The following is a 24409-nucleotide window of genomic DNA, read 5'->3' as shown; positions in this document are numbered from 1 at the left end:
GGAGGTCGACAGCGGGCGTCAGCGCGCTGTCGGGAGGGGGGTTGGCCACTCAGCAGATTTCTTCTTTGAACCCCCCTCCCTATCCCTCCCCCTCAAGGGGGGAGGGGAGAGCGAGCGGCCAGGTCCCCGCTAGACGCGTTGGCCGACTGGCTCGGAAGCCGGCTGCACGCGGTTCCAGATCAGATGATCGAGGGAGATCGCGCCGGGACCGCGGGCGACGATCAAGAGCAGGAGCGCCGTCCACAGAATGTGGTCAGGCCAGCCATCGGGATAGACGAACAGCTGGATCACCGCGGTCATGCAGAGCAGGCCGAGCGCCGACAAGCGCGAGGCAAGCCCAAGCACCAGCAGCACCGGGAAGACGTGCTCGGCAGTGGTCGACAGATAGGCGGCGAGGTCCGGCGGCAGCAACGGAACCTTGTACTCCTCACGGAACAGGAAAAACGTGTTCTCCTTGATCATGAAGAACCCTTCGACCTTGGTTTGGCCGGAGCGCCAGAACACGCTCGCCACGGCAAAGCGCGCGAGGAGCGCGACAGGGCTGTAGGGAATGCGCTCGGCAAGCGCTCTGCCCCGCTCAAGCAAGTTGATGAACCACATGGACCTTCTCCTGGACCCTGGCGGGGGCTGACGGTGAAAACCGGGCATCGATCAGCCCCGCGCCAAGCTGATTTTACGGCCTTGAGCAAAGCCCGAGCGCAGGCTTTTCGGGAAATGCCAATCGATGATCGACACCATAGCGCCTCGCTATTGGACCTCGCGGCCGGCTGGGGGCCTAATCGGCGACATGACAATGCTAGAGCGGGGGCATCCGGCCCGCTGGTTGACCATCGCGCTTTGCCGCCTCGCTGGCGGCGCGCCAGAGAAAGCTCGAAGGAGCGATCGTGTTGAAGTCCGAGCCCATGTGCGACACCGCTCCCGGCAAACGTGTGGTGATCAATCCGCAGCCGCAACGGACCACCTCGCCGACGGCGCAGCTTGTGCGCAGCGTGATGTGAGTGAAAGAGGTTACGAGAACGCATGGTCTTGGGCCTGTTCGCCTGAGCGAGGGCGGCATTGGCACGGGAGCACAGTTTGCCGATGACGACTCCCGTGTTCCATACGCTCGAAGAGGCCTTCTTCTATTGCCGCGACATGGACGCCTCCTTGCGCGACCGGCTCGAGACCTTCTCGACGGCGGCGCGGGTCTTGCGTCCGGCGATGCAGGAGGCCGTGGACCGGCTGGTCGTGCGGCTCATGGCGAGCGACCTCGGCAATGCCGTCCCGCAGATCGGCGATCAGATGCCGCCGTTCATTCTGCCGGACGAGAAGGGCGATCTCGTCAGCCTGGCGAGCCTGTTGCGGGTAGGGCCGGTGGCCGTCACCTTCCATCGCGGCCATTGGTGCCCCTATTGCCGCATCAACACCAGGGCGCTCGCCGCGGCACAAACCCGGATCGCCGCGGAGGGCGCGCAGATCGTGGCCATCATGCCCGACCGCCAGCAGTTCGCGGCGGCGCTGAAGCGGGAGTCGAACATGCACTATCCGGTGCTGACCGACATGGACAACGGCTATGCACTCTCGCTCAATCTCGCGATCTGGGTCGGGGCCGAATTGCAGGAGCTGATGTCGGCGTCCGGCCGGGACCTGCCACGCTACCAGGGCAACGACGCCTGGGTCCTGCCGCTTCCGGCAAGTTTCGTCGTCGATGCGGACGGCTATATCCGCGGGCGGTTTATCGATCCGGACTACCGCAAGCGCATGGCGATCGAGGACCTGCTCCAGGCGATCCGGAGCGCCCACGTCCTGCGGCCGATCCCGCCCTGGTAGATCGGTTGCTCACGCCTCATCGTGCCTACCCATTTTCGGCCCTAAGTGGTATTGAGAAACCAGGGATAAAACGCAACAATTCAGGGTCCTTGCGGATTGGAGGCCGCCGCGCGGCCGCCAGGACGACGGGAGCTTGCAGATGACGGCGAAATCGCTCTCTGACGCGCTGCACGAGGCCTATCTCCAGGCTCGCGACATGGATGCTTCGCTTGGCGAGCGGCTGCAGGCCTTCGCCGACGCGGTACGCCGCCTTGGCCCGCATTTTCAGGAGGCGGTCGACAAACTCGTCGCCAGGCTGAAAGAGCAGGGCGTGGGCGAGACCGCGCCGAAGCCTGGCGAGCCCATGCCGATCTTCATTCTGCCCGACGAGGCCGGCCGTCTCGTCAGCCTCGACACGCTGCTCGACAAGGGGCCGGTCGCCATCACCTTCCATCGCGGATATTGGTGCCCCTATTGCCGTATCAACACTCGTGCGCTTGCCCAAGCGCAAGACGAGATCATGGCTGAGGGCGGGCAGATCGCCGCCATCATGCCGGACCAGCAGCATTTCACCGCCGAGCTCAAGGCCGAGCACGACGCGCCCTTCCCCATTCTCACCGACATCGACAACGGCTACGCCATGTCCTTGAACCTCGCCTTCTGGGTGGGCGCCGAGATGCAGGCGTTGATGACCGGCGCCGGCTGGGACGTGTCGCGCTCGCAAGGAAGCGACACCTGGTTGCTGCCGATCCCCGCCACCTTCGTGGTCGGCACCGACGGCGAGGTGAAGTCGCGCTTCCTCGATCCCGATTACCGCAAGCGCGTTGCGGTCGAGGATCTGATCGCAGCCCTCAAGAGCGCGCAGTAGCGCGGCTAGGCGCACGATCCGCTCAGTCGAGCAGCGTTAGCGGAAATAGATCTGGATCGAGAACGCGGAATTGATCCCGGCCGGTGGCGGGGGGAAAGGTGCCGCACTCCGCACCGTGGCGATCGCTGCCTGATCGAGTGCCGGCTTGCCGCTCGAGCGGACAATGCGCACGCCCTGCAGCCCCCCGGCCGGCCCGATGCTGAAGGCCACGGTGGCACTGCCGCCGCCCCGAGCTCCCGGCCGATGCCGCCCGATGGCGGCGCGGACATTCGCGGCGTAGCGGCCGGAGGTGACTTTGCTGGCCGCCGCGGGCGGCTTTACCAAGCGGCCGAAGCCGAGGGTCATGGGTTTGGCGGTTGGCGCGCCTTGCGCCTCGGCCGCGGCGGTCCCCTTGGGCCTTTCGGCTGAAACCGTTTTCGGTTCGGGCTTCGCTTCGGGCTTGCTCCCGGCGACCTGCGCCGGCTCCGGCTCTGGCGTCGCGGCCTCGGCGGTGGCCTGCTTGATCGCGGGCTGCGAGAGAGCCTCTGCCGGCACAGGCGTCTCTTCCACGGTCTCGCTCTTCACCACTTGCGTGGGTTCCGGTTCCGCGGCCGGCTCGGATTGCGCGGGAACAGGTTCGACCTTCGGCTCGGCCGCAACCGCCTTGATCTCGGGCGGCGAAGGAGCCGGCGCTGGACGAGGCGCTTCGTCGGGTGCCGTGGCAAGTTGCGAGGCCAGTGGCTCCGCCGTTGGCTTTGACTCCACTGGCGGTGTCTCGGCCTTCAACGCCTCTGCCGCAGGTTTGTCAGCTCCGCTTGGCGTCTTGCTGCCGGCACTTTCGACCTCTGCCGGCGCCCCCGTATTGGAACCGGCTTCGGGCTCTGCCGGGGCAGGGGAAGGCGCGGCCGTGGATCGAGGCTCGTCCTTCGGCGAGTCATCAGCCGGAGGCTCGGCGCCGACGCTCACCGGTTCCGGCGGTGAAGCGGGTTTTGCGGGATCGATGGCGTGGCCTGCGGGCGGATCAGGCACGGCGCCGGTCGTGGTTGGATCGGCTGGCTGCGCCGCGGGCGAGGAAGAGGGTGCGGTCGATGGTGCGGGAACGCCGGCAGGCCGCGCGCTGTCGACGCCGATGGCGTGGGGGCTTGTGCTTGAAGGGCCCGGCACGGTGATCAGCACGGACTGCAAGGCCGCCGCGCCAAGCAGAATGCCGCCGGCGGCAAGCACGAATAGAGGTAGCTTCGATCGGTTTCTGTGGGTCACGGCAGCCGGGGTTGGTGTTGCAGGATTCCGACTAAACCCGTTACGCCGATCCCGGCTTATCTGAGTCGCGGACTCCCGCCAACGCTAGTTTTGCATTTCGGACCCGGAGCTTGCCGGTGCGGGTGCTCTTGCCGACTCTGCTCGGCGCGTCTTGCAAGGCGAGAACGGCCGCAAGCTCACTGTTGCAGAATCGTCACCAAATCCTCGGCGGAATGTGATGCACTCGGTCCGTGTTTTTCGCCGGTTCGGCGAGCGTGATAGTGGCGTTTGAGGGGGCAGTCATGCGTATCATCGTCGTTGCGGCGGTTCTTGCCGCATCATGTTTATTGGGCGGGTGCTTTCATTTCCATACGAGCCAAGTCTACTCGGCTCCACAAGCACTGCCGCCGCTGAAATAGGATCGCGCTAAGAGATCGCGGCATCGATCCAGACAGCGAGCGCGTCCAGCATCTCCGCTCTGACCTCGGCATCGCTCCGTCCACTGCGTGCGGGCACGTGGAAGGAATGATCGCCGTCGTCAATGCTCACGAACGTTGCCCGCTTGCCGAGGTTAGCCACGAGCTTGCGCATGAGTGCGATGTCGGCGAGTGCGTCGCGCGTTCCCTGCAAGAACAGCATCGGGATCTTCACCTCGAAGAGATGAGCCGCGCGCTCCTCTGACGGACGTCCGGCGGCGTGCAGCGGAAAGCCGAGGAACGCCAAGCCAAGTACGCCTGGAAGCGGCGATTGCGCTTGCGCCTGCGAGGTCATGCGGCCGCCAAAGGATTTGCCGCCGGCGATAAGGGGAAGCTTGGGAGAGGCCTCCGCCACCGCCGCGCGCACGGTCGCTTGCGCAAGCTTCGGCGCGTCAGGACGCTTGCCGCCCTGCTCCATATAAGGAAACTGGTAGCGGAGTGTGGCGATGCCGCGGCGAGCCAATCCATCGACCATGGCGTCCAAGAAGGGATGGGTCATTCCGGCGCCCGCGCCATGGGCAAGCACATAGCAGGCGCGCGCTTTCCTTGGGACTTGCAGCAGACCCGACACGCGCCGCGTCTCATCGACTGTTATCTTCACCGGGCGCGGCGTCACTGGCGGCTCACGCCGCAGCGGCGGAGCGAGACCAGTCGCAGGCGCGCAGCATCTTCATCAGGGTGGAAGCGACCGCGGTGCGCTGTCGTCCAGCGACGCCATAGAGATAGACCGTGCGATTGAGATCGAGCTTCTCCACCATGAGGCGAAGCAAAGTGTCGGGAGCCTTGGTGCTGCGCGGCAGGAGCGCCACGCCGACACCTGCCTCGAGCAGAGCGATGAGGTCGGATTCGGCGCCGGCTTCATGGCTACGTTCGACGTCGATGTCCTGCGCCCGCAAATATTCCAGCACCATCGGTGTAGACTCGCAATAAGTGCGGAACACGAAGCGCTCCTGCTTCAGATCGCCAAGCGCAATGGATGCGGCATTGGCGAGGTGGTGCATGGAGTGAACCACGACCTGAAACTCTTCGGTGAACAGCGGCCAGCTGTCCAGCCGCTCCCACTCGTCGCCGAGGCCGGCTCCGAGGCCAAGCTCGGCGTCGCCGCGCTTGAGAAAGCTCAGCACCTCCTCGCTGTTGCCGCGATAGAGCTTGAGCTCGAGGCCTTTGAACAGTTTCCCGAGCTCGACCACATGCGGCATCACGAGAGACGGGTCGATGGTGTGCGACAGCGCAAGCCTGAGCGAGCCTACTTCACCGCTCTTGATGGCCGCGGCGAGCGATCGCGCGCTGACGGCGCTGTCGTAGCATTGCTTGAGCAGCGGCAGCATGCGCTGGCCGAGCTCGGTCAGTTGCGATTGCGGGCGCTCGCGGCGGAACAGGTCGCCGCCAAGCTCTCCTTCAAGCTGGCGGATGGCGCGGGTGAGCGAAGGCTGGGCCACATGGCATTCCTCAGCGGCGCGTGTGAAATTGAGCGTGCGCGACACGGCGAGGAAGTAGCGGACCTGATGCATTTCCATGAGGATCGCGCCCCGCTTGGCTAACTCACATGCGACCGGCGCAGACTATCGGCAAGACGGTACACGCGGGCATGACGTTCATTCACATCTGCTCGCGCAGACGCGGGCACGCCGGTGCCACGCGAACTGGCTTCGCGCCATGCTGGAAGGGATCCTGGCCTCGGAAATGGTCTGGTCGCGCTTGGTTAAGTCGGCTTCTTTTACGCTTGATCGAACTTTACCGTCGAGATGCTCTGGCGGTCATGCCTAATTTTTGGGCATTTCAGGGAACAGAAATCAGAAATCAGAAATCAGAGATCAGAGATCAGATCTGACCACTGATCGCTGATTTCTGCCCCTGGTCTGCGATAGCGCACCCCTATTGATGTCTTAGCCAAATGGCATTTCCCGGAAGCGTATCCTTACGAGCATGATCCAGGCACTCTCAACGTGTCCCCCGGCACACCAGGCAAGGAGTCCGAGGCCTATGAATATCGCCATGACGGAGCGCAAGCCGGCCGCGGCCCAGTCGCTCAAGGACAGAGTTTCGCTCGTTACCGGCTCGACCAGCGGTATCGGGCTCGGCATCGCGCGGGCCCTTGCCGGCGCAGGCTCGGCCATCGTGCTGAACGGCTTCGGCAAGCCGGAAGAGATCGAAGCGGTGCAAGACGGCGTCGCCAAGGATTTCGGCGTGCATGTCGCCTATTCCGGCGCCGACATGTCGAATCCGGCCTCGATCGCCGAAATGGTCGAGATGACCCTCGACCAGTTCGGGCGGATCGACATCCTGGTCAACAACGCCGGCATCCAACACGTGGCGCCGTTGCAGGAGTTTCCGGTAGCGAAGTGGGACGCGATCCTCGCCATCAATCTGAGCTCGGCCTTCCACACCACGCGGCTGTCGCTGCCCGCGATGATCGCCAACAAATGGGGCCGCATCATCAACATCGCCTCGGCTCATGGGCTTGTCGGCTCCGCCTATAAGTCTGCCTATGTGGCGGCGAAACACGGTATGCTCGGCCTCACCAAGGTGACAGCGCTCGAAACGGCCGAGCAAGGCATCACCTGCAACGCCATCTGCCCAGGCTATGTCTACACGCCGCTGGTGGAGGCACAGATCGAAGGCCAGGCGAAGGCGCATGGCATTCCGCGCGAGCAGGTGATCCGCGAGGTGCTGCTCGCGCAGCAGCCGAACAAGCGCTTCGCCACCGTGGACGAGCTCGGCGCGTTTGCCGTGTTCCTCGCCTCGGATGCGGCCGCCTCGATCACTGGCACGTCGATCGCCGTCGATGGCGGTTGGACCGCACATTAGAGGGCCAGGTTGCGCAAGAAGAAACAGACCGGAGGAACGAACATGGCCACCCCCCCTAAAGGCCTTACCCCGCTGGAAGCCGCCAACCAAATCCGCAACACCAATGACGGACAAGTGGTGCTCGTGCTGCAAGGCGGAGGCGCGCTCGGCGCCTATCAGGGCGGCGTCTATCAGGCGCTGCACGACGCCGGCATCGAGCCCGACTGGCTGATCGGAACCTCGATCGGCGCCATCAATGCGAGCATCATCGCCGGCAACAAGCCAGAGGACCGTCTTAGCCGGCTCCAGGAATTCTGGCGGCGGGTCGAGCGCTCGAGCCTGTGGGGCGCCTTCCCTGCCTTCACCGGCGTGGCCGACGCGCTCTCCTCGTGGGCAACGATTGCGACCGGCATCCCCGGCTTCTTCGAGACAAACTTGCGCGCCTTTCTCGGCGCCCACGTGCCGCTCGGCGCCGATCACGCCGGCTACTACTCGACCGAACCGCTGCGCCGGACGCTGGAAGAGCTCGTCGATTTTTCTCTCGTCAATTCCGGGCACCCGCGGCTCACCGTTGGCGCCGCGCATGTCCGCACCGCCATGATGCATTATTTCGACTCCAAGGAGATGGAGATAGCGCCAGCCCACATCATGGCGTCAGGCGCGCTGCCGCCGGCCTTCCCCGCCGTGCGCATCGACGGCGAGCTTTACTGGGACGGCGGCATCCTCTCCAACACGCCGACCGAGCGCATCTTCGACGATCATCCGAGACGGAACTCGCTGATCTTCGCCGTGCATCTGTGGAATCCCACCGGCGACGAGCCGGAGACCATCTGGGAGATCCTGAACCGGCACAAGGACATCCAATATTCGAGCCGGATCGCGAGCCACATCGTGCGCCAGCGCGAGGCGCACAAGCTCCGCCACGTCATCACCAAGCTGCTCGAATACGTGCCCGAGGAGGAGAAGCAGGACCCGCTGTATCGGGAGCTCGCGCAATATCACTGCGACACGCGCATGCATGTGGTGCGGCTGCTTGCGCCACGCCTCGGCAATGAGAGCCACACCAAGGATATCGACTTCTCGCCGGCAGGCATCCGCGCCCGCTGGGAGGCAGGATATGCCGAGACAATCCGCGCGCTCGAGCGCAAGGCGTGGCTCGGCGAGTTCGGCCTGCTCGACGGCGTGATCCTGCATGAGCCTGAGCCAGGCGCGGAGCCTGCGGCGGAAATTCAGCCAGGCGAGCCGGGAGGCGACTCAAAGCAGATGCCGCCAAAGCTCGCCGCCGAGTGAAGGAAGCGTGGGGGCCTGCACCGGAATGTCTGCGCTGCAGCTTGCCGCAGTGGGGGTGAGCTTTCTTCTCACGGTGCTTTGGCTCGAAATGTTCTGGGTGAGGATCCCGGAGGAGATGCAGAAACGCGACCCCGCGCCGACGCTGAAGCGGCAGGGCCTGCTCAATCTGTTCGTGGCAGCTGGCGGCACCGCAGCGGCGGTGGTGCTGCTCGTCTGGGTCAGCGCCTGCGGGGCGTGAGGGCTTGGCCTTGCGACGTCGAGCCAGATGTCGAGCCTACGAGCCGGAGAGTTCCGGCATTAGGCAAAGGCGGCAAGGTCGTCGCGGGGGTCCTGGGCGAAAACCCACAGAATCCCAAGCCAGAGCAGCGTTGCCGAGAGCAGACCTAAATAGGTGAGGAACCTCATGAGCGTAGTCCCCTCTTTCGCTCTCTATGTGATCCCCGATGGGTAAAGGACCGGTGAAGGACCGAGAGCGAAGAAGCCCGGTGCTGGGGAGACCGGGCTTCTCGACTCTCAACTTCGCGGTCGGGGCCTCGGGCGCGTGACAGAAGACCTGTCATTTCCGACCGCTGGAGCCATGAACGTCGTAGCTAGGAGGCGAGTTCCGGCCGGTGCCAAACAAAAGAAGCCCGGCCTAGGGATCGCGGCCGGGCTTCGGCGAGCCGTTTGGGATGTCCTCTGAGGGGGATGACCCATCCGGCCGCGCGTGGGCCAACGTCTTGATGTGGCATGGATTCCGGCTCGGATGAAGGTGCGACACCCCCGGCGCAACCAAGCTGCGGCTGCGGGCTCGCTCGAGCAACGCGGACGTTTAGATCAGCGGGTTGAACAGCCGGCTGAACAGCCAATGCACCGAACTCGGCTCGTACATGTAGATCAGGTAGAAGCCGAACAGAACGACGACGACATAGACGATCAGGATCACACCAAGAATGTTCGGCATCGGGGCACTCTTACGCTGAAGGAACGGCGCTGAGCCATCCTATCCCGTGCTCCACGCACGAAGAAGCCCGGTCTGAAACCGGGCTTCTCCAACTAGACGCGATACAAACTAGTCGGAGGCCGGCATGCGGGGAGCGCGGGGCAGTGAGGTTGCCCTGCCGGCCACCAGGACCACACAACGCGGGAAAGCCGGATTAGGTTCCAAGGGAAGCGCAAAGAAAAAACAGCCAGAGGCTGGGCCTCCGGCTTTCGGTTGGAACCGTCAATTTCGCGAAGCGGCCGCCCTTGCGGAAAGGCGGCCAGGAACAGCCCTTCGCGCTACTTGACTGGCGCGTTCACCGGCGGCGGCAAGGGCTCCGCATAAACGGCCTGATTGTGATGAAAGCAGCCGCCCAGCATCAGGGAGGCGGCGAGGATGGCAAGGGCCAGAACAGTGCGCATAAGACTTATCCCCCTAAACGAGACTTCCCGCGTTTTACCCCCCAGCCTCTTAGAAAATGATTAACGGACGGCTGATTTTAAGGCGCCGTTAAGCTTAACGGTGGCCCCAACAAGTCGACCAAAAGAGGGCCAGCTTTTGGCAATGCTGTGCCCTTTAACAAAGGGCGGAAAGGCAGGGATGCCAAGGCAAGAGCGGCCCCGATCGCAGCGGTGTTGCCCGTTCGGTCGAGGCCGCCAAGGCAGAGCAGGAGGCCACCACGCGACTTGGCTGCCGCTGCCTTTATGACTCCTAGGGTGTGAGGGCGCTCACGCTTTGCGCCAGATCAAAGGTGGCAAGAGCGCAGGATTGGCCTTGAGCGAGATCGGCGCTTGGCGCCACCGCCCAAGTTGCGCCTTGCAATAACCCGCTTTGTTCGCCATATCATATGTATCGGCGCGCCCAAGGTGGGCGCGAGCCTTTAAGAGTGACGGCAAAGACTATCGCGCCGACTACGAGCACGACGACCTTTCCCCGAACAATTTGAAGACACCGGACGCCCTCTGGGCGAACGGTCCGTTATGTGAAAATCTAAACGGGAAAGGAATCCCAATGGCTCGTGTCAATGGCACAGTGAAATTCTTCAATCATGCGCGCGGCTTCGGCTTTATCTCGCCGGAGGGTGGCGACAAGGACGTGTTCGTCCATGCTTCCGCGCTGGAGCGCTCCGGCGTTCCGGCGCTGAACGAGGGCGACAAAGTCTCCTTCGAGATCGAGGACGACAAACGCGGGCGCGGCAAGCAAGCCGCGAACGTGCAACTCGCCTAAATCTTTCGCCACCGCGACTGATTTTGAACCGGCAGGCAAACCCTGCCGGTTTTTTTGCGCGATGACGGGAGGCCTCGTGGAATTGCGGCCGCCGGTGCGTGATCAGGCGTCATGCCGCATCGCCTCTGGCGTCATCGGCGTCTTGAGGAGAATCGCGAGCAGCGCCGCGACGAGCAGCGAGACGCCGATGCCGGCGACGCAGGCCTCCCAGCCGAACATGTCGAAGAGCTGGCCGAGGACGGCGGCGCCCATGAGGCCGCCGAAGAAATAGAAGGCAAGGTAGAGGCCGCTTGCCGAGCCCCGGTCCGAGCTCGCCGCCCGGCCGACAAAGCCGGTGGCGGTGGCTTGCGCGAAGAAGGTGCCGACGCCGACGAGCACCATGCCGGTCAAGAACGCGGCGAGGCTCGCCGACAACAGCAAGGGCAGACCGAGGGCAGCAACGGCGAGCGCGCCCCAGAACGTGGCCCGCGTGCCGAAGCGCTCAACGGCGCGCCCCGCGAGCGGCGTCGTGGCGATCGACGGCAGGAACACGAAATAGATGATGCCAAGCGTCATGGCGTCGACGCTGAAGGGCGGCTGCACCAGCACGAAGTTCACGTAGGTGAAAGTGCCGATGAAGGCGAACAGGATGCAGAAGCCGATGGCGAAGCTCGCGCGCAAAGGCGGGTTCTTCAGATGCATGATCCAGGCGGCGAAGTGGGATCCCATGCCAGGGGCGGTGGCCTGCATCGGAGGGGTCTTCTCCACGGTAAAATAGACGAGCACCGCGCCGAGCAGATTGAGGGCGGCAAAGAAATAGAAGTTGGCGGCGAGCCCGAAATGATCGGCGACACCGGCGGAGAGCAGTCGCCCGATCAGATTGCTCGCCACGTTGCCGGTGATGTAGGCGGCGAAGGCCGACGCCGAATCCTGCGCGCTATAATGCTCGCCGAGATAGGCAAGCGTGAGCGTGAAGGCAGAGGCCATGCACAGGCCCTGCATCACGCGCAATAGGGCGAAGACGGTGAGATTGGGCGCGTAGGCGAGGAGCGTCGTCGGGATCGCCAGCAGGACGAGGCTGATCAGAATGCCGCGGCGCCGGTCGATGCTGCTCGAGAAATAGCCGACGGCGAGACCGGAGACGAGCATGCCGAAGGTGCTCGCATTGGAGGCAAGCCCCATCTGGCCCGGCGTCACGCCGTAATGGGCGGTGAGCATCGGCAGGATGGCTTGCGTGGCGAACAGGTCGACGAGACTCAAGAATGCAGTGAGGGCGATGACCACGGAGCGGAAAAACACGCCGGCAGAGTATCCGCGAGCCTCCGGCTTCAAAGACGGCATCGCGTGACTGATTTCCGACATGGCCTTGGCTCCTCAATGCAAAGCGATGAGAAATGGACGTGACGCCCCGACGGGGGGAGGGGAACAGCGGGGCGTCACGTCCAGGCGTGGGGGGCTGCCAGAAGGCGCCCTCACATGTTTTTGTCGTTGGGGTCCTTCATGAGATCGGCGGAGAGCAGAACGACGGTCTTGTCGCCGAGGTTCTTCCACCAATGCGCTACGTCTGGGGTCTCGGCCACGACGTCGCCGGCCTTGTGCACGAGCGGCGCGGCGCAGTTCGATGCGTATTCAACGATCTCGCCTTCGGTGATGTAGATGATGGCGGGACGATCGGCGTGGCTGTGCCACGGCACGATGCCGCCCGGCTCGATAGTGAGCTTGCGCATGCGGAAGTTCCGGCCGTCGACGTTGAACGGCGCCTTGGACACGTCGATCGAGGCAATGACGGTATCGGTCACGCCTACCGGCTTGAGATCGACGGCCTCGCGGGCATTCGGCTTCTTCTGATCGGCGGGGCATTCGCCCGCAAGCGCGGGCAAGGCAAACGCGGAAGCGCTTGCGACGACAGCGGCAAGAACAAGGCCGCGGCCAAGTCGTGAATTGCTGGTGAAAGGTAACATGTCCGTTCTCTCCTTTGTCTGTTGCTTGGGCCGGAAACAAACGGCTGCGGCGATACAAAGGAAGATCGGCCGAAGCCGTCTTTAACGGAAATGCCGGTTGGCTTTGAACTCGATAGCCGAACGCTATTCCCTGCGGCGCCTTGCACGAAATCGATAGCGAACAGGTATTGGGCAAGAGCGGGGGGCAGGCATTACCTAACGCTCAATCCAATCGAGCCGCGTGGCCGGCCGGTCGGACCCTTTCGAAGCCCAAGGCCACTCAAGATAGGAGAGACCCCCATGAAGAAGCTGCTGATCGCCGTCGCCCTGGTTGTGTCGTTCGCCGCCCCCGCCATGGCCGAGAATTTCCCGAACGTCTACGCCGCGCATCTCGGCCGCTAAGCGACCGAGCGCCTCTCAATGCTCAAGTGGTCATCCCCTGACCACCTCCCCTCCCAAGCGTTCGGGCACTCGCTAGAAGCCAAGCAGGTGCCCCTTTTTCTCTTAGCGCGGGTTCTGGCGCAAATTTGTGCTATCAAAGTCCGGCGCGGAAAATAGCGAAACAATAGCCAGAAGGTATTGGGAAGTAGTCCCGCGTCTTTCTAACCTTCGACAGTCCAGGCCGGGTGAGTGGCAAGCCGGTTCGGACGTCCCTGGCTTACAGCCACCCATTCTAGGAGAGAAACTCTATGCGCAAATATCTGATCGCTGCGGCTCTGACCGCCGTCTTCGTCACCCCCGCCCTTGCCGAGCAGTTCTACGTGGTGTTCGACCCAGCGAGCCACAAATGCGAAGCGATGCACGAAATCCCCGAGGGAAAGAAGTCCATGGGCACCTATGGCAGCATGGAAGAAGCTACGAAGGCCATGCATGGCATGAAAGAGTGCGGCTAGCCGAAGTTGACGGCGCGGGCGCTGCCGGAAGGCGGCGCCCGTTCCTGTTCGCCTGGGCGGAAGCCATGCAAGAGACGGCTGAGACCCGCCCCCTACAGCTTCTCTTCATCGAGCTGCGCGTGGGCCTCGCGCGGTCCGCCATCCAGGCGGCGCTCCTGCTCAACGGGGGCGCCAGCGTGGCCCTTCTCCTGTTCCTGGCACGTTTGTCAGCTCCAGCGCCTGGGGCGCTGCCGGTAAGCATGGTGCTGCTAAAATGGGCATTCGCCATTTTTGGCGTGGGCTTGTTCATCGCCGGCATGACCTTCGTGAACGCCTATGTGGCCCAGGGCGCAATCGCATCCGGCCGCTCAAGCGCATTCGGCAACACCATGCGACGACTGGGCTTAAACCTGATCGTTGCCTCGCTTCTCCTCTTCCTTGCCGGGATTGCCCTTGTGGTTCTCGCCATTTGACCTAGATACGTAGTCGTCACGAAGCTCGCAGGGCCTCGAAGTTTCCGGGTTTGCGTGTCGTGCCAGGCTTGCGGCATGGAGCCGCCCTGCGGTAGCAATTCTGTGTCATTGGGGACGTAAACTTGGAGCCCAGGGAGAAGCTCGATCCATGACTTTGCGTTCAACTATTGGGCGGCTCGTGGTCATCGCCATCGCCGCGCTGTTCATTGTCGTTCCCCGGTCTCCGTCTTACGCGGACCCGAGCCCCTTCGACACGCTGTTAGGGTCTTGGGGCGGCAGCGGCGAGATCAGCCTCGACAAGGGCCGCAAGGAGCGCATCAAGTGCAACGCCTATTACACCGGGGGCGGCTCAGATCTCGGAATGGCCATTCGCTGCCAAAGCGACAACTACAAGATCGAGATCAGGAGCAAGCTCAGCTATAGCGGCGGGCGTCTTTCAGGCAATTGGGAGGAGCGGACCTTCAATGCTTCGGGAACCGCCTCTGGCACCGCCTCTCCCAACAAGATCTCGCTTGCGATCAAGGGCGGTGTCACAGCCACTATGCTCGTCAACTATACGAAGTCGAGCCAGAGCGTGAACATCTCGGTGCAAGGCGTTGCGTTGCAGGGCGTGCGCATCGCGTTAGGCCGGAGTTGACCCGCCATCATCTTTCCCGGCATTGAATCTGCCCTTGCCTTGGCAACGGACGATGTCTCTATGGCGTAGACCAGCACGACCATAATGCCGGAGGTGCCCATGGCGAGCGACGGCGCTTTACTGACAGCCAAGTTTGAAGACGGCAGGCTCGAGCTTGCCGCCGGCGGCTCCTGGACCGCGCCTCATGCGGCGGAGCTCGAAACCCTGGTCGACCGCGTCGCCGCCGACGCGGGCCGGGCCAAGACGGTTTCCATCGACATGCGCGGGGTGCGCGAATTCGACACATTCGGCGCTTGGCTGCTCGAGCGGCTCACGCGGCAATGGCGGAGCGCCGGAGGCTCCCCGGCCGTGGTCGGCATGCCGGAGCACGACCGGACCCTGCTCAAGGAGATGAGCGGGGTGAACCTCGAGCCGGTCGCTCCGCCGGCGCGGCCCAACCCCATCGTCTCAGCCCTCGCCGCCGTGGGGAGGGGCATGACGGGATTTGGGCGCGACCTCGGCACCTTCGCCAACATGCTCGGCGCCATCGGCGTCGCCGCCGTTCGCGTGCTCGCCCGCCCGCGCGACTTTCGCTTCACCTCGGCGGTGAACCAGCTCGATCGCGTCTGCTGGCAGGCCGTCCCCATCATCCTGCTCATCACCTTTCTGATCGGCGCCATCATCGCGCAGCAGGGTATCTTCCACTTCCGCAAATTCGGCGCCGAGATGTATGCGGTCGACCTCGTCGGCATTCTCATCTTGCGCGAGGTCGGCGTGCTCATCGTCGCCATCATGGTCGCCGGCCGGTCCGGCAGCTCCTACACCGCGGAGCTCGGTTCGATGATGATGCGCGAGGAAGTCGACGCCTTGCGCACCATGGGTTTCGATCCCGTCGAGGTGCTGATCCTGCCCCGCGTGCTCGTGCTCATCATCGCGCTGCCGGTGCTCACCTTCCTGGGATCGATGGCCGCGCTCTACGGCGGCGGTGTTGTCGCCTGGCTCTATGGCGGCATGAGCCCAGAGATCTACATTGCGCGGCTCGAAGACGCGGTCTCGCTCACCCATTTCAAGGTGGGCATGGTCAAGGCCCCGTTCATGGGGCTGGTGATCGGGGTCGTGGCCTGCGCCGAAGGGCTGCTGGTCAAGGGCAGCGCCGAATCGCTCGGATTGCAAACCACGGCGTCGGTGGTGAAGTCGATCTTCCTCGTGATCGTGCTCGACGGCCTGTTCGCCATCTTCTTCGCCTCGATCGGAATGTGACGGAGGCAACGTGAAGGACAAGCCGGTCATCTCGATCAAGGACCTTGTCGTCGGCTTCGGCGACCAGACCGTGCTCGATCATTTGTCGCTCGATGTGCGCAAGGGTGAGATCCTCGGGGTCGTCGGCAAGTCCGGCGGCGGCAAGTCGGTGCTTCTGCGCACCATCATCGGCCTCCTGCCGAAGCGCCAGGGCAAGATCGAGGTGCTCGGCGTCGATCTCGATACCGCAAGCGAACAGCAGCGCCGGGCGCTCGAGCGGCGCTGGGGCGTGCTGTTTCAGCAGGGCGCGCTGTTCTCGTCCTTGACCGTGCGCCAGAACGTGCAATTTCCCATGCGCGAGAATCTCGACATTTCGCAGCGGCTGATGGACGAGATGGCGCTCGCCAAGCTCGACATGGTGGGGCTCACGCCCATCGATGCCGAGAAATACCCGGCGGAGCTGTCCGGCGGCATGACCAAGCGCGCGGCACTTGCCCGTGCGCTGGCGCTCGACCCCGAAATCGTTTTCCTGGATGAGCCGACCTCGGGCCTCGATCCGATCGCCGCAGGAGATTTCGACGCGCTGATCAAGACCCTGCAAGGAACGCTGGGTCTCACCGTATTCATGAACACCCACGACCTGGAGAGCCTGTACACCGTATGCGATCGCATCGCCGCTCTCGCCGACGGACGCATCGTCGCCGTGGGACCGATGGAAACGATGCTCGAATGCACGCATCCCTGGGTGCAGACCTATTTTCAGGGTAAGCGCGGCGGGATGCTGACGAAACGACTCGAACAGGTAAACTGAGGCGCTCGACCATGGAAACCCGTGCCCGCTACGCGCTGATTGGCGCCTTCATGCTCGCCGTGATCGCGGCGGGCTTCGCCTTCGTCTATTGGCTGGAGAACAAGGGCGGATTCGGCGAGCGCGCCTATTATCGCCTGCGCTTCGACAGCTCGGTGTCGGGGCTTCAGGAGGGCTCGGCGGTGCTGTTCAACGGCATTCGCGTGGGCGAGGTGACCCGGCTTGCGCTCGATCCTGACCATCCCGATCAGGTGATCGCCACCGTCGGCGTGGTGAACGGCACGCCGGTGCGCAGCGACACGACGGTTGGGATTGAGTCGCAAGGCCTGACCGGCGGCGCGGCGGTGACGCTTACCGGTGGCGACGCCTCGAGTCCGCTGGTGACGGCCGAGAATGGCGAACTGCCGCTCCTCAGCGCCCAGCCGGGCGCCGGGCAGGACTGGCAGTCGCTCGGCCGCGAGGCGCTGCGCAAGCTCGACAACATCCTCTCCGACAACGCCGACAATCTGCATAGCGCCATCGCCAATTTCAACACCTTCACCGACGTGCTGGCGCGGAACTCAGATCGCATCGAGGGTCTGCTCGGCGGGCTCGAGAAGCTGACCGGAGGAGGATCGTCCAAAACAACCGCGCCGACTTATGATGTCACGGCGGTGAAAGATTCTCAGAAGCCGACCGAAACGCCGTCCTGGCAACTTGTGGTGCCCGAGCCCTCGGCGCTTCTCGCGCTTAACTCCGACAAGATCAAAATGCGTCCGGCCGACGGTGCGGAGAGCTCCGACATTCCTGATGCGAGATGGTCCGACAATATCCCGATCCTGCTCCAGGAGAAGTTCATCCAGAGCTTCGAGAACGCCGGCTATTCGAGCGCCGTAAGCCGGCCGCGCGATGGATTTGAAGCGGCCTACCAGCTTCTGCTCGACATCAGAAGCTTCTCGCTCGTCACCGGCGCCGAGCCTCATGGCGAACTCGAATTCGAGGCGAAGATCCTCGGACCAGGCGGCAAGATCATCGTGGCGAAGTCGTTTCAAACGACGGCGCCAGCGACCGGCACCGATGCGCCGGCGGCGGCGGCGTCACTCAATCAGGCCTTCGCCAAGGCCGCGAGCGAGCTCGTGCCATGGGCTGTCGAGGCCGTGAACAGCGCCCCCCCGGAGCCCGCACCGCCGCCTGAAGGGCAGGCTGAACCGCAAGCCGCGCCGCAAGGCGAACCGCAAGCCGAACCGCAAAGCGAGCCGCCGGCGCCATCGCCCCCGACCTAGACTCCGCTTGCGTCCGTCGCGATGCGTTTCGCACTGTCAGTTTGTGACAGTTCCATGACACTTTTCGCGCAAGATTGAGCTTCTTCAGACATGATAGTTTCAGCGCCTTCTGGCTTACTTGGCTTGGTGCGTAAGAGTTACAACTATGGCGGATGCTGCTAAGGCCGAACGTGAGCCAAGAGAGTTCGAGCTTAAACTTGAATTCGATCCCGCCGATCTTGCCGCTATCGAAGCACATCCTTTGCTTGCCGGGCTAAGGCTCGACCGGCAGACCCTTGTCACGGTCTACTACGACACTGACACGCTTGCCTTGCACGAGGCGGGTCTTTGTTTGCGCGTGCGCAATACTGGCAAAGGCTATGTGCAGACCATCAAGAGCATGAACGGCATGGCCGAGCTGTTCGATCGCCCGGAATGGGAGCGGCAGGTGAGCGGTCCTCGCCCGGAACTCGATCTCGCCGCCGGCACGCCGCTCGAGAAGCTGTTGAAAGACGGCATGGGTGAGCGCTTGCGGCCGGTGTTCCAGACCAGCATCGAACGAGGCGTCTATCATGTCGCAAGCGGCGGCTCCGAGATTGAAGTTGCAATCGACCGCGGCGCGATCGAGACGGAACGGCGCCAAGCTCCCGTGCATGAGGTCGAACTCGAGCTCAAGAGAGGCGATCCAGCCGAGCTCTTCCGTCTTGCCCGCAGCCTCGTCGCGACCGTCCCGTTGCGGCTCGCGGTGAAGACGAAAGCCGAGCGCGGCTATGAGCTTGCCGGGGACGCCGCGCCCGGCGCCGAGAAGGCTGGCCGCGTCGATCTCGACGGCAACCTCACTTGCCAACAGGCCTTCCGCGCCGTCGGGCAAAGCTGCCTCCGCCAGATCATCGCCAATGAACCGGGCACGTGCGCCGGCGATGCCCAGTCCTTGCATCAAATGCGCATCGGCCTCAGGCGCCTGCGTGCCGCCATCGTCGCCTTCGAGAAGATCGCAGCCGATGCCGAGCAAGACAGAATCAAGGACGAGTTGAAATGGATCACGAACGAGCTCGGGCTGGCGCGTGATCTCGATGTGTTCGAAGCCGACATCTTGCGGCCCATGAGCGCGACCCATGGCGACGATGCGCGCCTGACCGAGGCCCGCCGAGCCTTCACCGCCGCCCGCGTCAAAGCCTATAAGGCGGCGGTCCAATCGGTCCGGTCCGACCGGTTTCGCAAGGCGCTGCTCGAAATCGCCGAGTGGATCGAGGCCGGGCCCTGGATGCGCGACCGTGATTTACGCAAGCTGCGCGAAGGGGCCATTGCCGAGCACGCCGCCGAGCTCTTGTCCCATGGCCGGAAGCGGATCAGGGAGAACGGCGCCGATTTGCGCGCGCTCGATGTCAAAAAGCGCCACAAGTTGCGCATCAGGGCGAAGAATTTGCGCTACGCGGTCGAGTTCTTCGCCGGCGTCTTTCCCGGCGAGGAGAACGCCAAGCGGCGCGACGCGGCGCTCGCCGCGCTCAAGGAGCTGCAAGACCAACTCGGCGCGCTGAACGACCTCGCGCAGCGCGAGGCCTTGATCGAAAACGGCCATGAGCTCGGCAAGCAGGCGCACGGGTTGTTGAAGCCAAAAGAGGCCGACGTGGATCAGCTGCTCGACCGCGCCCAAAAGGCGCATGCGGATTTCGCCAAGGTGAAATCCTTCTGGAGATAGCCCACATTGCGCAAGCGGTGGCGCATGAGCCCGCAACGATGTCCGAGACCGTGCCCTGGAACCAGTCCTTGACCTCGATCAATGGGCGGAACCGGCGCCCGTCTTTGGTTTCTCCCAGATCACGTCGGTCGCCTTCTTGTCGGTGCGGAGCCCGAGAAAGACCGGATGGCGCATCTCGCCTTTTGAGGTCCATTCGGTGAACTTCACCTCGCCCACAAGCTTGGGCTTGATCCAGGTGGTGTTCCCTTCATCGGCAACCTTCTCGGCGACCGGCTTCGTCTTGGCGATGAGCGGCACCATCAGAGCGTGCAGGGATTTGAGCGACTCGCGGTCGAAGCCGCTACCGGCGCGGCCCACATAGCGCCAGCGATCGCCCTCGCGCACGGCAAGGACGAGCGAGCCGAAATATTCCCGCGACCGCCGCGGCGCGGTGAAGCCGACGATGACCACCTCCTGGCCGAGCGAGGATTTGACCTTCAGCCATTCCCGCGTGCGCTGGCCGGAGTAGTAGCGGCCGCGGGCGAACTTCGCCATGACGCCTTCTTCGCCGGCGCGGGCAGCGCGCTTGAAGGCGGCGATCCCCTTGTCCCACACATGGGTGCTGTAGTGCAGCAGAGGGTCGCGCGGCAGAATCTTCTCCAGCAATTCCTTGCGCTCGATCAGCGGGTGACCGCGCAAGTCCCGGTCGTCGAGATAGATGAGGTCGAACACGCAGTAGCGCAGCCGCACCTTCTCGCGCTCGGCATTCTGCAACAGCTGGAAGCGCGAGCGGCCGCGCGCATCGAGCGCCACAAGCTCGCCGTCGATGACCGCGAAGCGGTGAAGCCCGCCCAAGGCGGCGCAGACCGCGGGATATTTTCTCGACAGGTCGATCAGGTTCCGCGAATACAGCGCGACCGAGCCGTCCTTGATTTCGGCCATCAGGCGGAAGCCGTCCCATTTCGTCTCGAAGATCCAGTCCGGATCGTCGAAGGGCTTGTCGGTCAAGGTGGCCAGCATGGGACGCAGATCTGGCTTCATGGGAGGGTGCTTCCATGCCAAGAGCGGTTAGCGGTAAAATACCTCAAAGTCCGGCTGTCACTCCCGCGAAAGCGGGAGTCCAGTAGTCACCGATCTTGCCGGTTGCTTGCTGCATCGGTTACTGGATGCCCGCCTTCGCGGGCATGACATGGAACTCTTAAGAAGGGGAGAGAAACGTGGATCTCGCTGAGCTCAACAGAGTTGCCAAGGCCCTGGTGGCGCCCGGAAAGGGCGTGCTCGCCGCCGACGAGTCCGCCGGCACCGTCAAGAAGCGTTTCGACGTGATCGGGGTCGAGTGCACCGAGGACACGCGCCGCGACTATCGGGAGCTGCTGTTCCGCTCACGCGGCATGGCCAACATCTCCGGTGTCATCCTGTTCGACGAGACCATCCGGCAGAAGGCCAAGGACGGCACGCCGCTCGTCAAAATCATCGAAGCCGCCGGCACCCTTCCCGGCATCAAGGTGGACAAGGGGGTAAAGCCGCTTCCCTTCTGCCCCGGTGAAGTGATCACCGAGGGGCTGGACGGCCTTGGCGAGAGGCTCGCCGAATATCGCGGGCTCGGCGCGAAATTCGCCAAGTGGCGGGCGGTCATCGATATCGGCGCCGGCATCCCGAGCTATGCCTGCGTCAACGCCAATGCGCATGCGCTCGCGCGCTACGCCGCGCTCTGCCAGTCGGAAGACATCGTGCCGATCGTCGAGCCCGAGGTGCTGATGGACGGCGAGCATGACATCGACCGCTGCGCTGACGTCACCGAGTTCGTGCTCAAGACGGTCTATGAGCAGCTCTATTACGCGCGGGTGAAGCTCGAAGGCACCGTGCTCAAGCCGAACATGGTGGTTCCGGGCAAGAAGTCGGCGAAGCAAGCGTCCGTCGCCGAGGTGGCGGAGAAAACGCTCCGCGTGCTGAAGGAATGCGTGCCGGCCGCGGTGCCTGGTGTTGCTTTCCTGTCAGGCGGACAGTCCGATGTCGATGCGACGGCGCGGCTCGACGCCATCAACAAGAGCGGCGGGCTCCCGTGGAAGGTGAGCTTCTCCTTTAGCCGGGCGCTCCAGGCGGCGCCCCAAAAGGCCTGGTCGGGACGGCTTGAGAACGTCGCCGCGGCGCAGGCGGTTTTCGCCCATCGGGCGCGCATGAACGGGCTCGCCTCGCTCGGAGAGTGGAAGCCTGAACTCGAGCAAGCCGCCTGAGCGCGACGGTCAGGGGTGATGGGCTGAGACGGCCTTTGCCACCTCGCCGGTGATGTCGCGCGGCAAAGCATGCGAGACGTCGCCGAGGCTCACCATGCCCACCATCTGCATCGCCTCGTCGAGCACCGGCAGCCGCCTGATCTGCTTTCCCTCCATGATGCGGACGGCATCCTCGACGTCCTGGTTGTCGCGGCAATAGACCACGCCCGCCGTCATCACATCCTTGGCCTTGATCTTCGACATGGTCTCGTCGTCGGCCACGCAGCGGATGGTGATGTCGCGGTCGGTAATCATGCCGACCAGCTTGCCGTCGCTCGCCACCGGTATCGCGCCGACATCGAGCTCGCGCATTTTCTTGGCGACGGCGTCGATCGCGGTGTCGGGCGAAACGCATGCGACGCCCTTGTGCATCATGTCTTTCACTTTCATGGGGGACTCCTCTTCACTGGAAGGAAACGAGCGCCGCTAGCGGCTAAGACGCGTGGGATTTGACGTCGCCTCGGAGCCGCCGCACATGATCTTCGAGCTGGCGCACCGCGGCGTCGAAGGCGTCGCGGATGGCGACATTGACATCCTCGTGCGCCTGGTTCTTTGGACCCTCCTGATTCACATGCACGTCCTTGCCGGGCACGCCGATGTCGATGCGCACCTTATAGAGCTTGCCCTTGTGGTGACGGCGATGCGGCGCCTCGATGGTGACGTCGCAGCTCACGATGCGCTCGAAGAAGCGGTCGAGCTTGGCGGCCTTCTCGCGGACGATCGCCTCCACGGCAGGAGAGGGGTCCATGTTCCGGAAGCTGATCTGCAAGGGTATCTGCATCTTGTTCTCCTTTTCCATACGCGAAACCGGCTCCCCCGCCGCGCTCAAGACCCAGTGTCGATCTCGTTGCTTGCGTCGTCCACCGGAAAACCTCCCATTCGTCGCGATCCCGCACTTGAATGCGGTCAAGGATGATCATTGAATGCCAACACGATCGAGGCCACAATCCGTGAACGGAAGAACGAGAAGAGCATAGGGTCAGGAGCGCGGCATCGAGCTCACTTTTCTCGGCACCCGCGGCGAGATCAAGATCCGGTCTCGACGGCACTACCGCCACAGCGCTCTGCTGGTGCGGCTCGGTCTCGCGCGCGTGATGATCGATTGCGGTGCGGATTGGCTCGACCATCAGCGACGCGTCGATCCAACCGCGATCGTGGTTACCCATGCCCATGCCGATCACGCGGCCGGTCTTGCCAACGGCGCGGCATGCCCGGTGCACGCCACCGAGGAGACTTGGTCCCTGCTCGGGGACTATCCCGTGCATCACCGCAAGGCCATTGCTCACCGCGAACCGTTCTTCATCGATACGGTGAGCTTCGAGGCCTTTGCGGTCGAGCACTCGCTGCTCGCTCCCGCGGTCGGCTATCGCGTGAGCGCGGGCCGTGCAGCGTTCTTCTACGTTCCGGACCTCGCTTCCATCCACGAACGCCACGAGGCGCTCAGCGGCGTGGCGGTCTATATCGGCGACGGGGCAACGGTGTTGAGATCGATGGTGCGCCGGCGCGACCGCAATGAGATCGGGCATGCGCCGATTGCGGCTCAACTGCGCTGGTGCCAGGAGGAGGGGGTCGCCCATGCCATCTTCACCCATTGCGGCCGCGAGCTCGTGCGCAGCGACGCCCGCGTGGCCAACGCACGGATCCGCGCGCTTGGCCTCGAGCATGGCGTCGATGCGCGCGTCGCCGACGACGGTCTCACGCTCACCCTCGATCATGGCCTCGCCATTTCTTGACCTGGCTCAATATGTGTAGGTTTTGCGACCATCCTAATTGATCCGATAGACGGGTCCTTGCGCTCGCCGCCGCCTCCCTCGCCATTTCGCCTTATCGTGGCAAGGCTCAGGAGACATTTGGCACAAGCGCCGAATGCCGGCCCCATCCCTGACGCCGAGAACGTCATGCTGGCTTCGGACTCCGGTCCAACTGAGATGTGGCCGAGGGGCGCGAGCGACGGTGGAGGCAAACTCCAATCACTCTTCGCCTGCGCCGCAAGATATTGAAAAGCCGGTGGTCGTCAGTATTCCCAGCCAGGACCGAGTCGGCCGTCATGTCGGCGGCAGACCGGATTGAGGAGCCGGCCCGGCGAAGATCGCTCCCTGGCAATGCCGGTCAGCCTTTTCCCAAGGCGCCTTAGAACGATCCCGACGCCGCGAGCTCGCCTTTGGGCGCAAAAACGGACGGCAAAACGGGTGGAATTGACTGCCGCCGAAACGCGCCGAGCCTGCACGCGCATTAGGCATGATGCCTTCGCTCTTGCCCCGCGCGACGCGCTCGCGGGAGCCTTGCAAGCGACGCGGCCGGTCGCTACGATCTTTTGTTGCCTGTCTCTCAAGAAATTGATTCTACTTCGTTTTTTGAGACGACAGTGACGAGGCCAGAGGCGTTATTTTGCGGCCGAATTTCGTGGCGGAAATGTCACAAGACTTTCGAAAACGTCCGCGCCTGCTCGGTTAGCAATTTACCTTCCAAAAGGAATCCGTATTAGTAGACGTAGAACTCTCTTATCGGGGGGGTTCTGTCACGATGCTCGTGATGGAGCTCTGCCGGGTGACGCCGGGAGGCTAATCCGGACCGAGAGTTTGGATTAGGCAATTTATCAGGGAAGGTGGAGATGGACATGTTTGGGGGACTGACAAAAACATCCAGCCGCATCGCCATCGCAGCCTCGCTAGGTA

Annotated in this window: 26 protein-coding genes; 15 read left to right on the top strand and 11 right to left on the bottom strand. The window is 63.6% G+C overall.

The features are described 5' to 3' along the window. Positions 1-129: 129 nt before the first annotated feature. Entirely contained in the window at positions 130-600 is a 471-nt protein-coding gene (locus ACREC7_RS10170; protein ID WP_431555570.1) for a DoxX family protein, read from the bottom strand. Positions 601-1080: 480 nt separating this feature from the next. Here ACREC7_RS10170 and ACREC7_RS10165 point away from each other — a divergent pair, with 480 nt between their 5' ends. Then, complete coding sequence (locus tag ACREC7_RS10165; protein ID WP_431555569.1) at positions 1081-1809, top strand: peroxiredoxin-like family protein; 729 nt, start codon at positions 1081-1083, stop codon at positions 1807-1809. Between the two features lie 139 nt (positions 1810-1948). After that, entirely contained in the window at positions 1949-2656 is a 708-nt protein-coding gene (locus tag ACREC7_RS10160; RefSeq protein ID WP_431555568.1) for a peroxiredoxin-like family protein, read from the top strand. A gap of 36 nt (positions 2657-2692) precedes the next feature. On the opposite strand, the gene ACREC7_RS10155 is transcribed toward ACREC7_RS10160, so the two are convergent. The 3 genes from ACREC7_RS10155 to ACREC7_RS10145 all read right to left on the bottom strand — a co-directional run bounded on the left by ACREC7_RS10155 (position 2693) and on the right by ACREC7_RS10145 (position 5867). Next, positions 2693-3895, bottom strand: a complete 1203-nt coding sequence (locus tag ACREC7_RS10155; RefSeq protein WP_431555567.1) for a TonB family protein — start codon at positions 3893-3895, stop codon at positions 2693-2695. A 405-nt stretch (positions 3896-4300) separates the two neighbouring features. Further along, the gene (locus ACREC7_RS10150; protein ID WP_431555566.1) at positions 4301-4951 is read right to left on the bottom strand and encodes an alpha/beta hydrolase family protein; all 651 of its coding nucleotides are present in this window, start codon (positions 4949-4951) and stop codon (positions 4301-4303) included. 22 nt (positions 4952-4973) lie between these two features. Continuing rightward, a complete protein-coding gene (locus ACREC7_RS10145) occupies positions 4974-5867 on the bottom strand; it encodes a LysR family transcriptional regulator (protein ID WP_431555565.1) in 894 nt (297 codons plus the stop codon). A gap of 466 nt (positions 5868-6333) precedes the next feature. On the opposite strand from ACREC7_RS10145, the gene ACREC7_RS10140 reads away from it, so the two are divergent. From ACREC7_RS10140 to ACREC7_RS10130, 3 genes are read left to right on the top strand one after another with little or no spacing between them, the layout of a single operon-like run. Further along, complete coding sequence (locus ACREC7_RS10140; protein WP_431555564.1) at positions 6334-7158, top strand: 3-hydroxybutyrate dehydrogenase; 825 nt, start codon at positions 6334-6336, stop codon at positions 7156-7158. Positions 7159-7200: 42 nt separating this feature from the next. Continuing rightward, the gene (locus ACREC7_RS10135; RefSeq protein ID WP_431555563.1) at positions 7201-8427 is read left to right on the top strand and encodes a patatin-like phospholipase family protein; all 1227 of its coding nucleotides are present in this window, start codon (positions 7201-7203) and stop codon (positions 8425-8427) included. Between the two features lie 25 nt (positions 8428-8452). Further along, on the top strand, positions 8453-8665 hold the full coding sequence (locus tag ACREC7_RS10130; RefSeq protein WP_431555562.1) for a hypothetical protein: 213 nt from the start codon (positions 8453-8455) through the stop codon (positions 8663-8665). Positions 8666-9238: 573 nt separating this feature from the next. On the opposite strand, the gene ACREC7_RS10125 is transcribed toward ACREC7_RS10130, so the two are convergent. Both ACREC7_RS10125 and ACREC7_RS10120 read right to left on the bottom strand, forming a co-directional pair. After that, a complete protein-coding gene (locus tag ACREC7_RS10125) occupies positions 9239-9370 on the bottom strand; it encodes a hypothetical protein (protein ID WP_431555561.1) in 132 nt (43 codons plus the stop codon). Positions 9371-9687: 317 nt separating this feature from the next. Beyond that, entirely contained in the window at positions 9688-9810 is a 123-nt protein-coding gene (locus tag ACREC7_RS10120) for a hypothetical protein (RefSeq protein ID WP_431555560.1), read from the bottom strand. Positions 9811-10399: 589 nt separating this feature from the next. On the opposite strand from ACREC7_RS10120, the gene ACREC7_RS10115 reads away from it, so the two are divergent. Further along, a complete protein-coding gene (locus ACREC7_RS10115; RefSeq protein WP_431555559.1) occupies positions 10400-10615 on the top strand; it encodes a cold-shock protein in 216 nt (71 codons plus the stop codon). A 102-nt stretch (positions 10616-10717) separates the two neighbouring features. Here the strand turns inward: ACREC7_RS10115 and ACREC7_RS10110 are convergent, their stop codons facing one another. Together ACREC7_RS10110 and ACREC7_RS10105 are read right to left on the bottom strand one after the other, a co-directional pair. Then, on the bottom strand, positions 10718-11956 hold the full coding sequence (locus ACREC7_RS10110; RefSeq protein WP_431555558.1) for an MFS transporter: 1239 nt from the start codon (positions 11954-11956) through the stop codon (positions 10718-10720). Positions 11957-12066: 110 nt separating this feature from the next. Continuing rightward, positions 12067-12555, bottom strand: coding sequence for a cupin domain-containing protein (locus ACREC7_RS10105; protein WP_431555557.1), 489 nt, complete (start codon positions 12553-12555; stop codon positions 12067-12069). 668 nt (positions 12556-13223) lie between these two features. Between ACREC7_RS10105 and ACREC7_RS10100 the strand changes: the two genes are divergently transcribed. The 7 genes from ACREC7_RS10100 (at position 13224) to ACREC7_RS10070 (ending at position 19482) form a co-directional block, all read left to right on the top strand. Continuing rightward, positions 13224-13427, top strand: coding sequence for a hypothetical protein (locus ACREC7_RS10100; protein WP_431555556.1), 204 nt, complete (start codon positions 13224-13226; stop codon positions 13425-13427). Beyond that, the gene (locus ACREC7_RS10095; protein ID WP_431555555.1) at positions 13418-13879 is read left to right on the top strand and encodes a hypothetical protein; all 462 of its coding nucleotides are present in this window, start codon (positions 13418-13420) and stop codon (positions 13877-13879) included. The genes ACREC7_RS10100 and ACREC7_RS10095 overlap by 10 nt, the downstream gene beginning before the upstream one ends. A gap of 148 nt (positions 13880-14027) precedes the next feature. Continuing rightward, positions 14028-14516, top strand: a complete 489-nt coding sequence (locus tag ACREC7_RS10090; RefSeq protein ID WP_431555554.1) for a hypothetical protein — start codon at positions 14028-14030, stop codon at positions 14514-14516. Between the two features lie 99 nt (positions 14517-14615). Then, positions 14616-15755, top strand: a complete 1140-nt coding sequence (locus ACREC7_RS10085; protein ID WP_431555553.1) for an ABC transporter permease — start codon at positions 14616-14618, stop codon at positions 15753-15755. Positions 15756-15765: 10 nt separating this feature from the next. Beyond that, positions 15766-16545 (top strand): ABC transporter ATP-binding protein, encoded by a 780-nt coding sequence (locus ACREC7_RS10080; RefSeq protein WP_431555552.1) that lies wholly within the window; start codon positions 15766-15768, stop codon positions 16543-16545. Positions 16546-16556: 11 nt separating this feature from the next. Further along, complete coding sequence (locus ACREC7_RS10075; protein ID WP_431555551.1) at positions 16557-17804, top strand: ABC-type transport auxiliary lipoprotein family protein; 1248 nt, start codon at positions 16557-16559, stop codon at positions 17802-17804. 145 nt (positions 17805-17949) lie between these two features. Then, entirely contained in the window at positions 17950-19482 is a 1533-nt protein-coding gene (locus ACREC7_RS10070; RefSeq protein WP_431555550.1) for a CHAD domain-containing protein, read from the top strand. A 78-nt stretch (positions 19483-19560) separates the two neighbouring features. Here ACREC7_RS10070 and ligD read toward each other — a convergent pair whose 3' ends face one another. Next, positions 19561-20502: a non-homologous end-joining DNA ligase gene (ligD, locus tag ACREC7_RS10065; protein WP_431555549.1), complete on the bottom strand. Its 942-nt coding sequence runs from the start codon at positions 20500-20502 to the stop codon at positions 19561-19563. A 176-nt stretch (positions 20503-20678) separates the two neighbouring features. Between ligD and ACREC7_RS10060 the strand changes: the two genes are divergently transcribed. Next, a complete protein-coding gene (locus tag ACREC7_RS10060) occupies positions 20679-21695 on the top strand; it encodes a class I fructose-bisphosphate aldolase (protein WP_431555548.1) in 1017 nt (338 codons plus the stop codon). 9 nt (positions 21696-21704) lie between these two features. On the opposite strand, the gene ACREC7_RS10055 is transcribed toward ACREC7_RS10060, so the two are convergent. Further along, on the bottom strand, positions 21705-22124 hold the full coding sequence (locus ACREC7_RS10055) for a CBS domain-containing protein (RefSeq protein WP_431555547.1): 420 nt from the start codon (positions 22122-22124) through the stop codon (positions 21705-21707). Positions 22125-22167: 43 nt separating this feature from the next. Beyond that, the gene (locus ACREC7_RS10050; RefSeq protein ID WP_431555546.1) at positions 22168-22515 is read right to left on the bottom strand and encodes an HPF/RaiA family ribosome-associated protein; all 348 of its coding nucleotides are present in this window, start codon (positions 22513-22515) and stop codon (positions 22168-22170) included. Between the two features lie 211 nt (positions 22516-22726). Here ACREC7_RS10050 and ACREC7_RS10045 point away from each other — a divergent pair, with 211 nt between their 5' ends. Continuing rightward, positions 22727-23467 carry an MBL fold metallo-hydrolase gene (locus ACREC7_RS10045; protein WP_431555571.1) on the top strand — a complete coding sequence of 247 codons (741 nt, stop codon included), beginning with the start codon at positions 22727-22729 and terminating at the stop codon, positions 23465-23467. Positions 23468-24409 lie beyond the last annotated feature (942 nt).

Origin of the sequence: Methyloceanibacter sp. (assembly GCF_050728395.1) — a bacterium.
Taxonomy (GTDB): Bacteria; Pseudomonadota; Alphaproteobacteria; order Rhizobiales; family Methyloligellaceae; genus Methyloceanibacter.
This window is presented reverse-complemented; position numbering and strand designations above follow the sequence as displayed.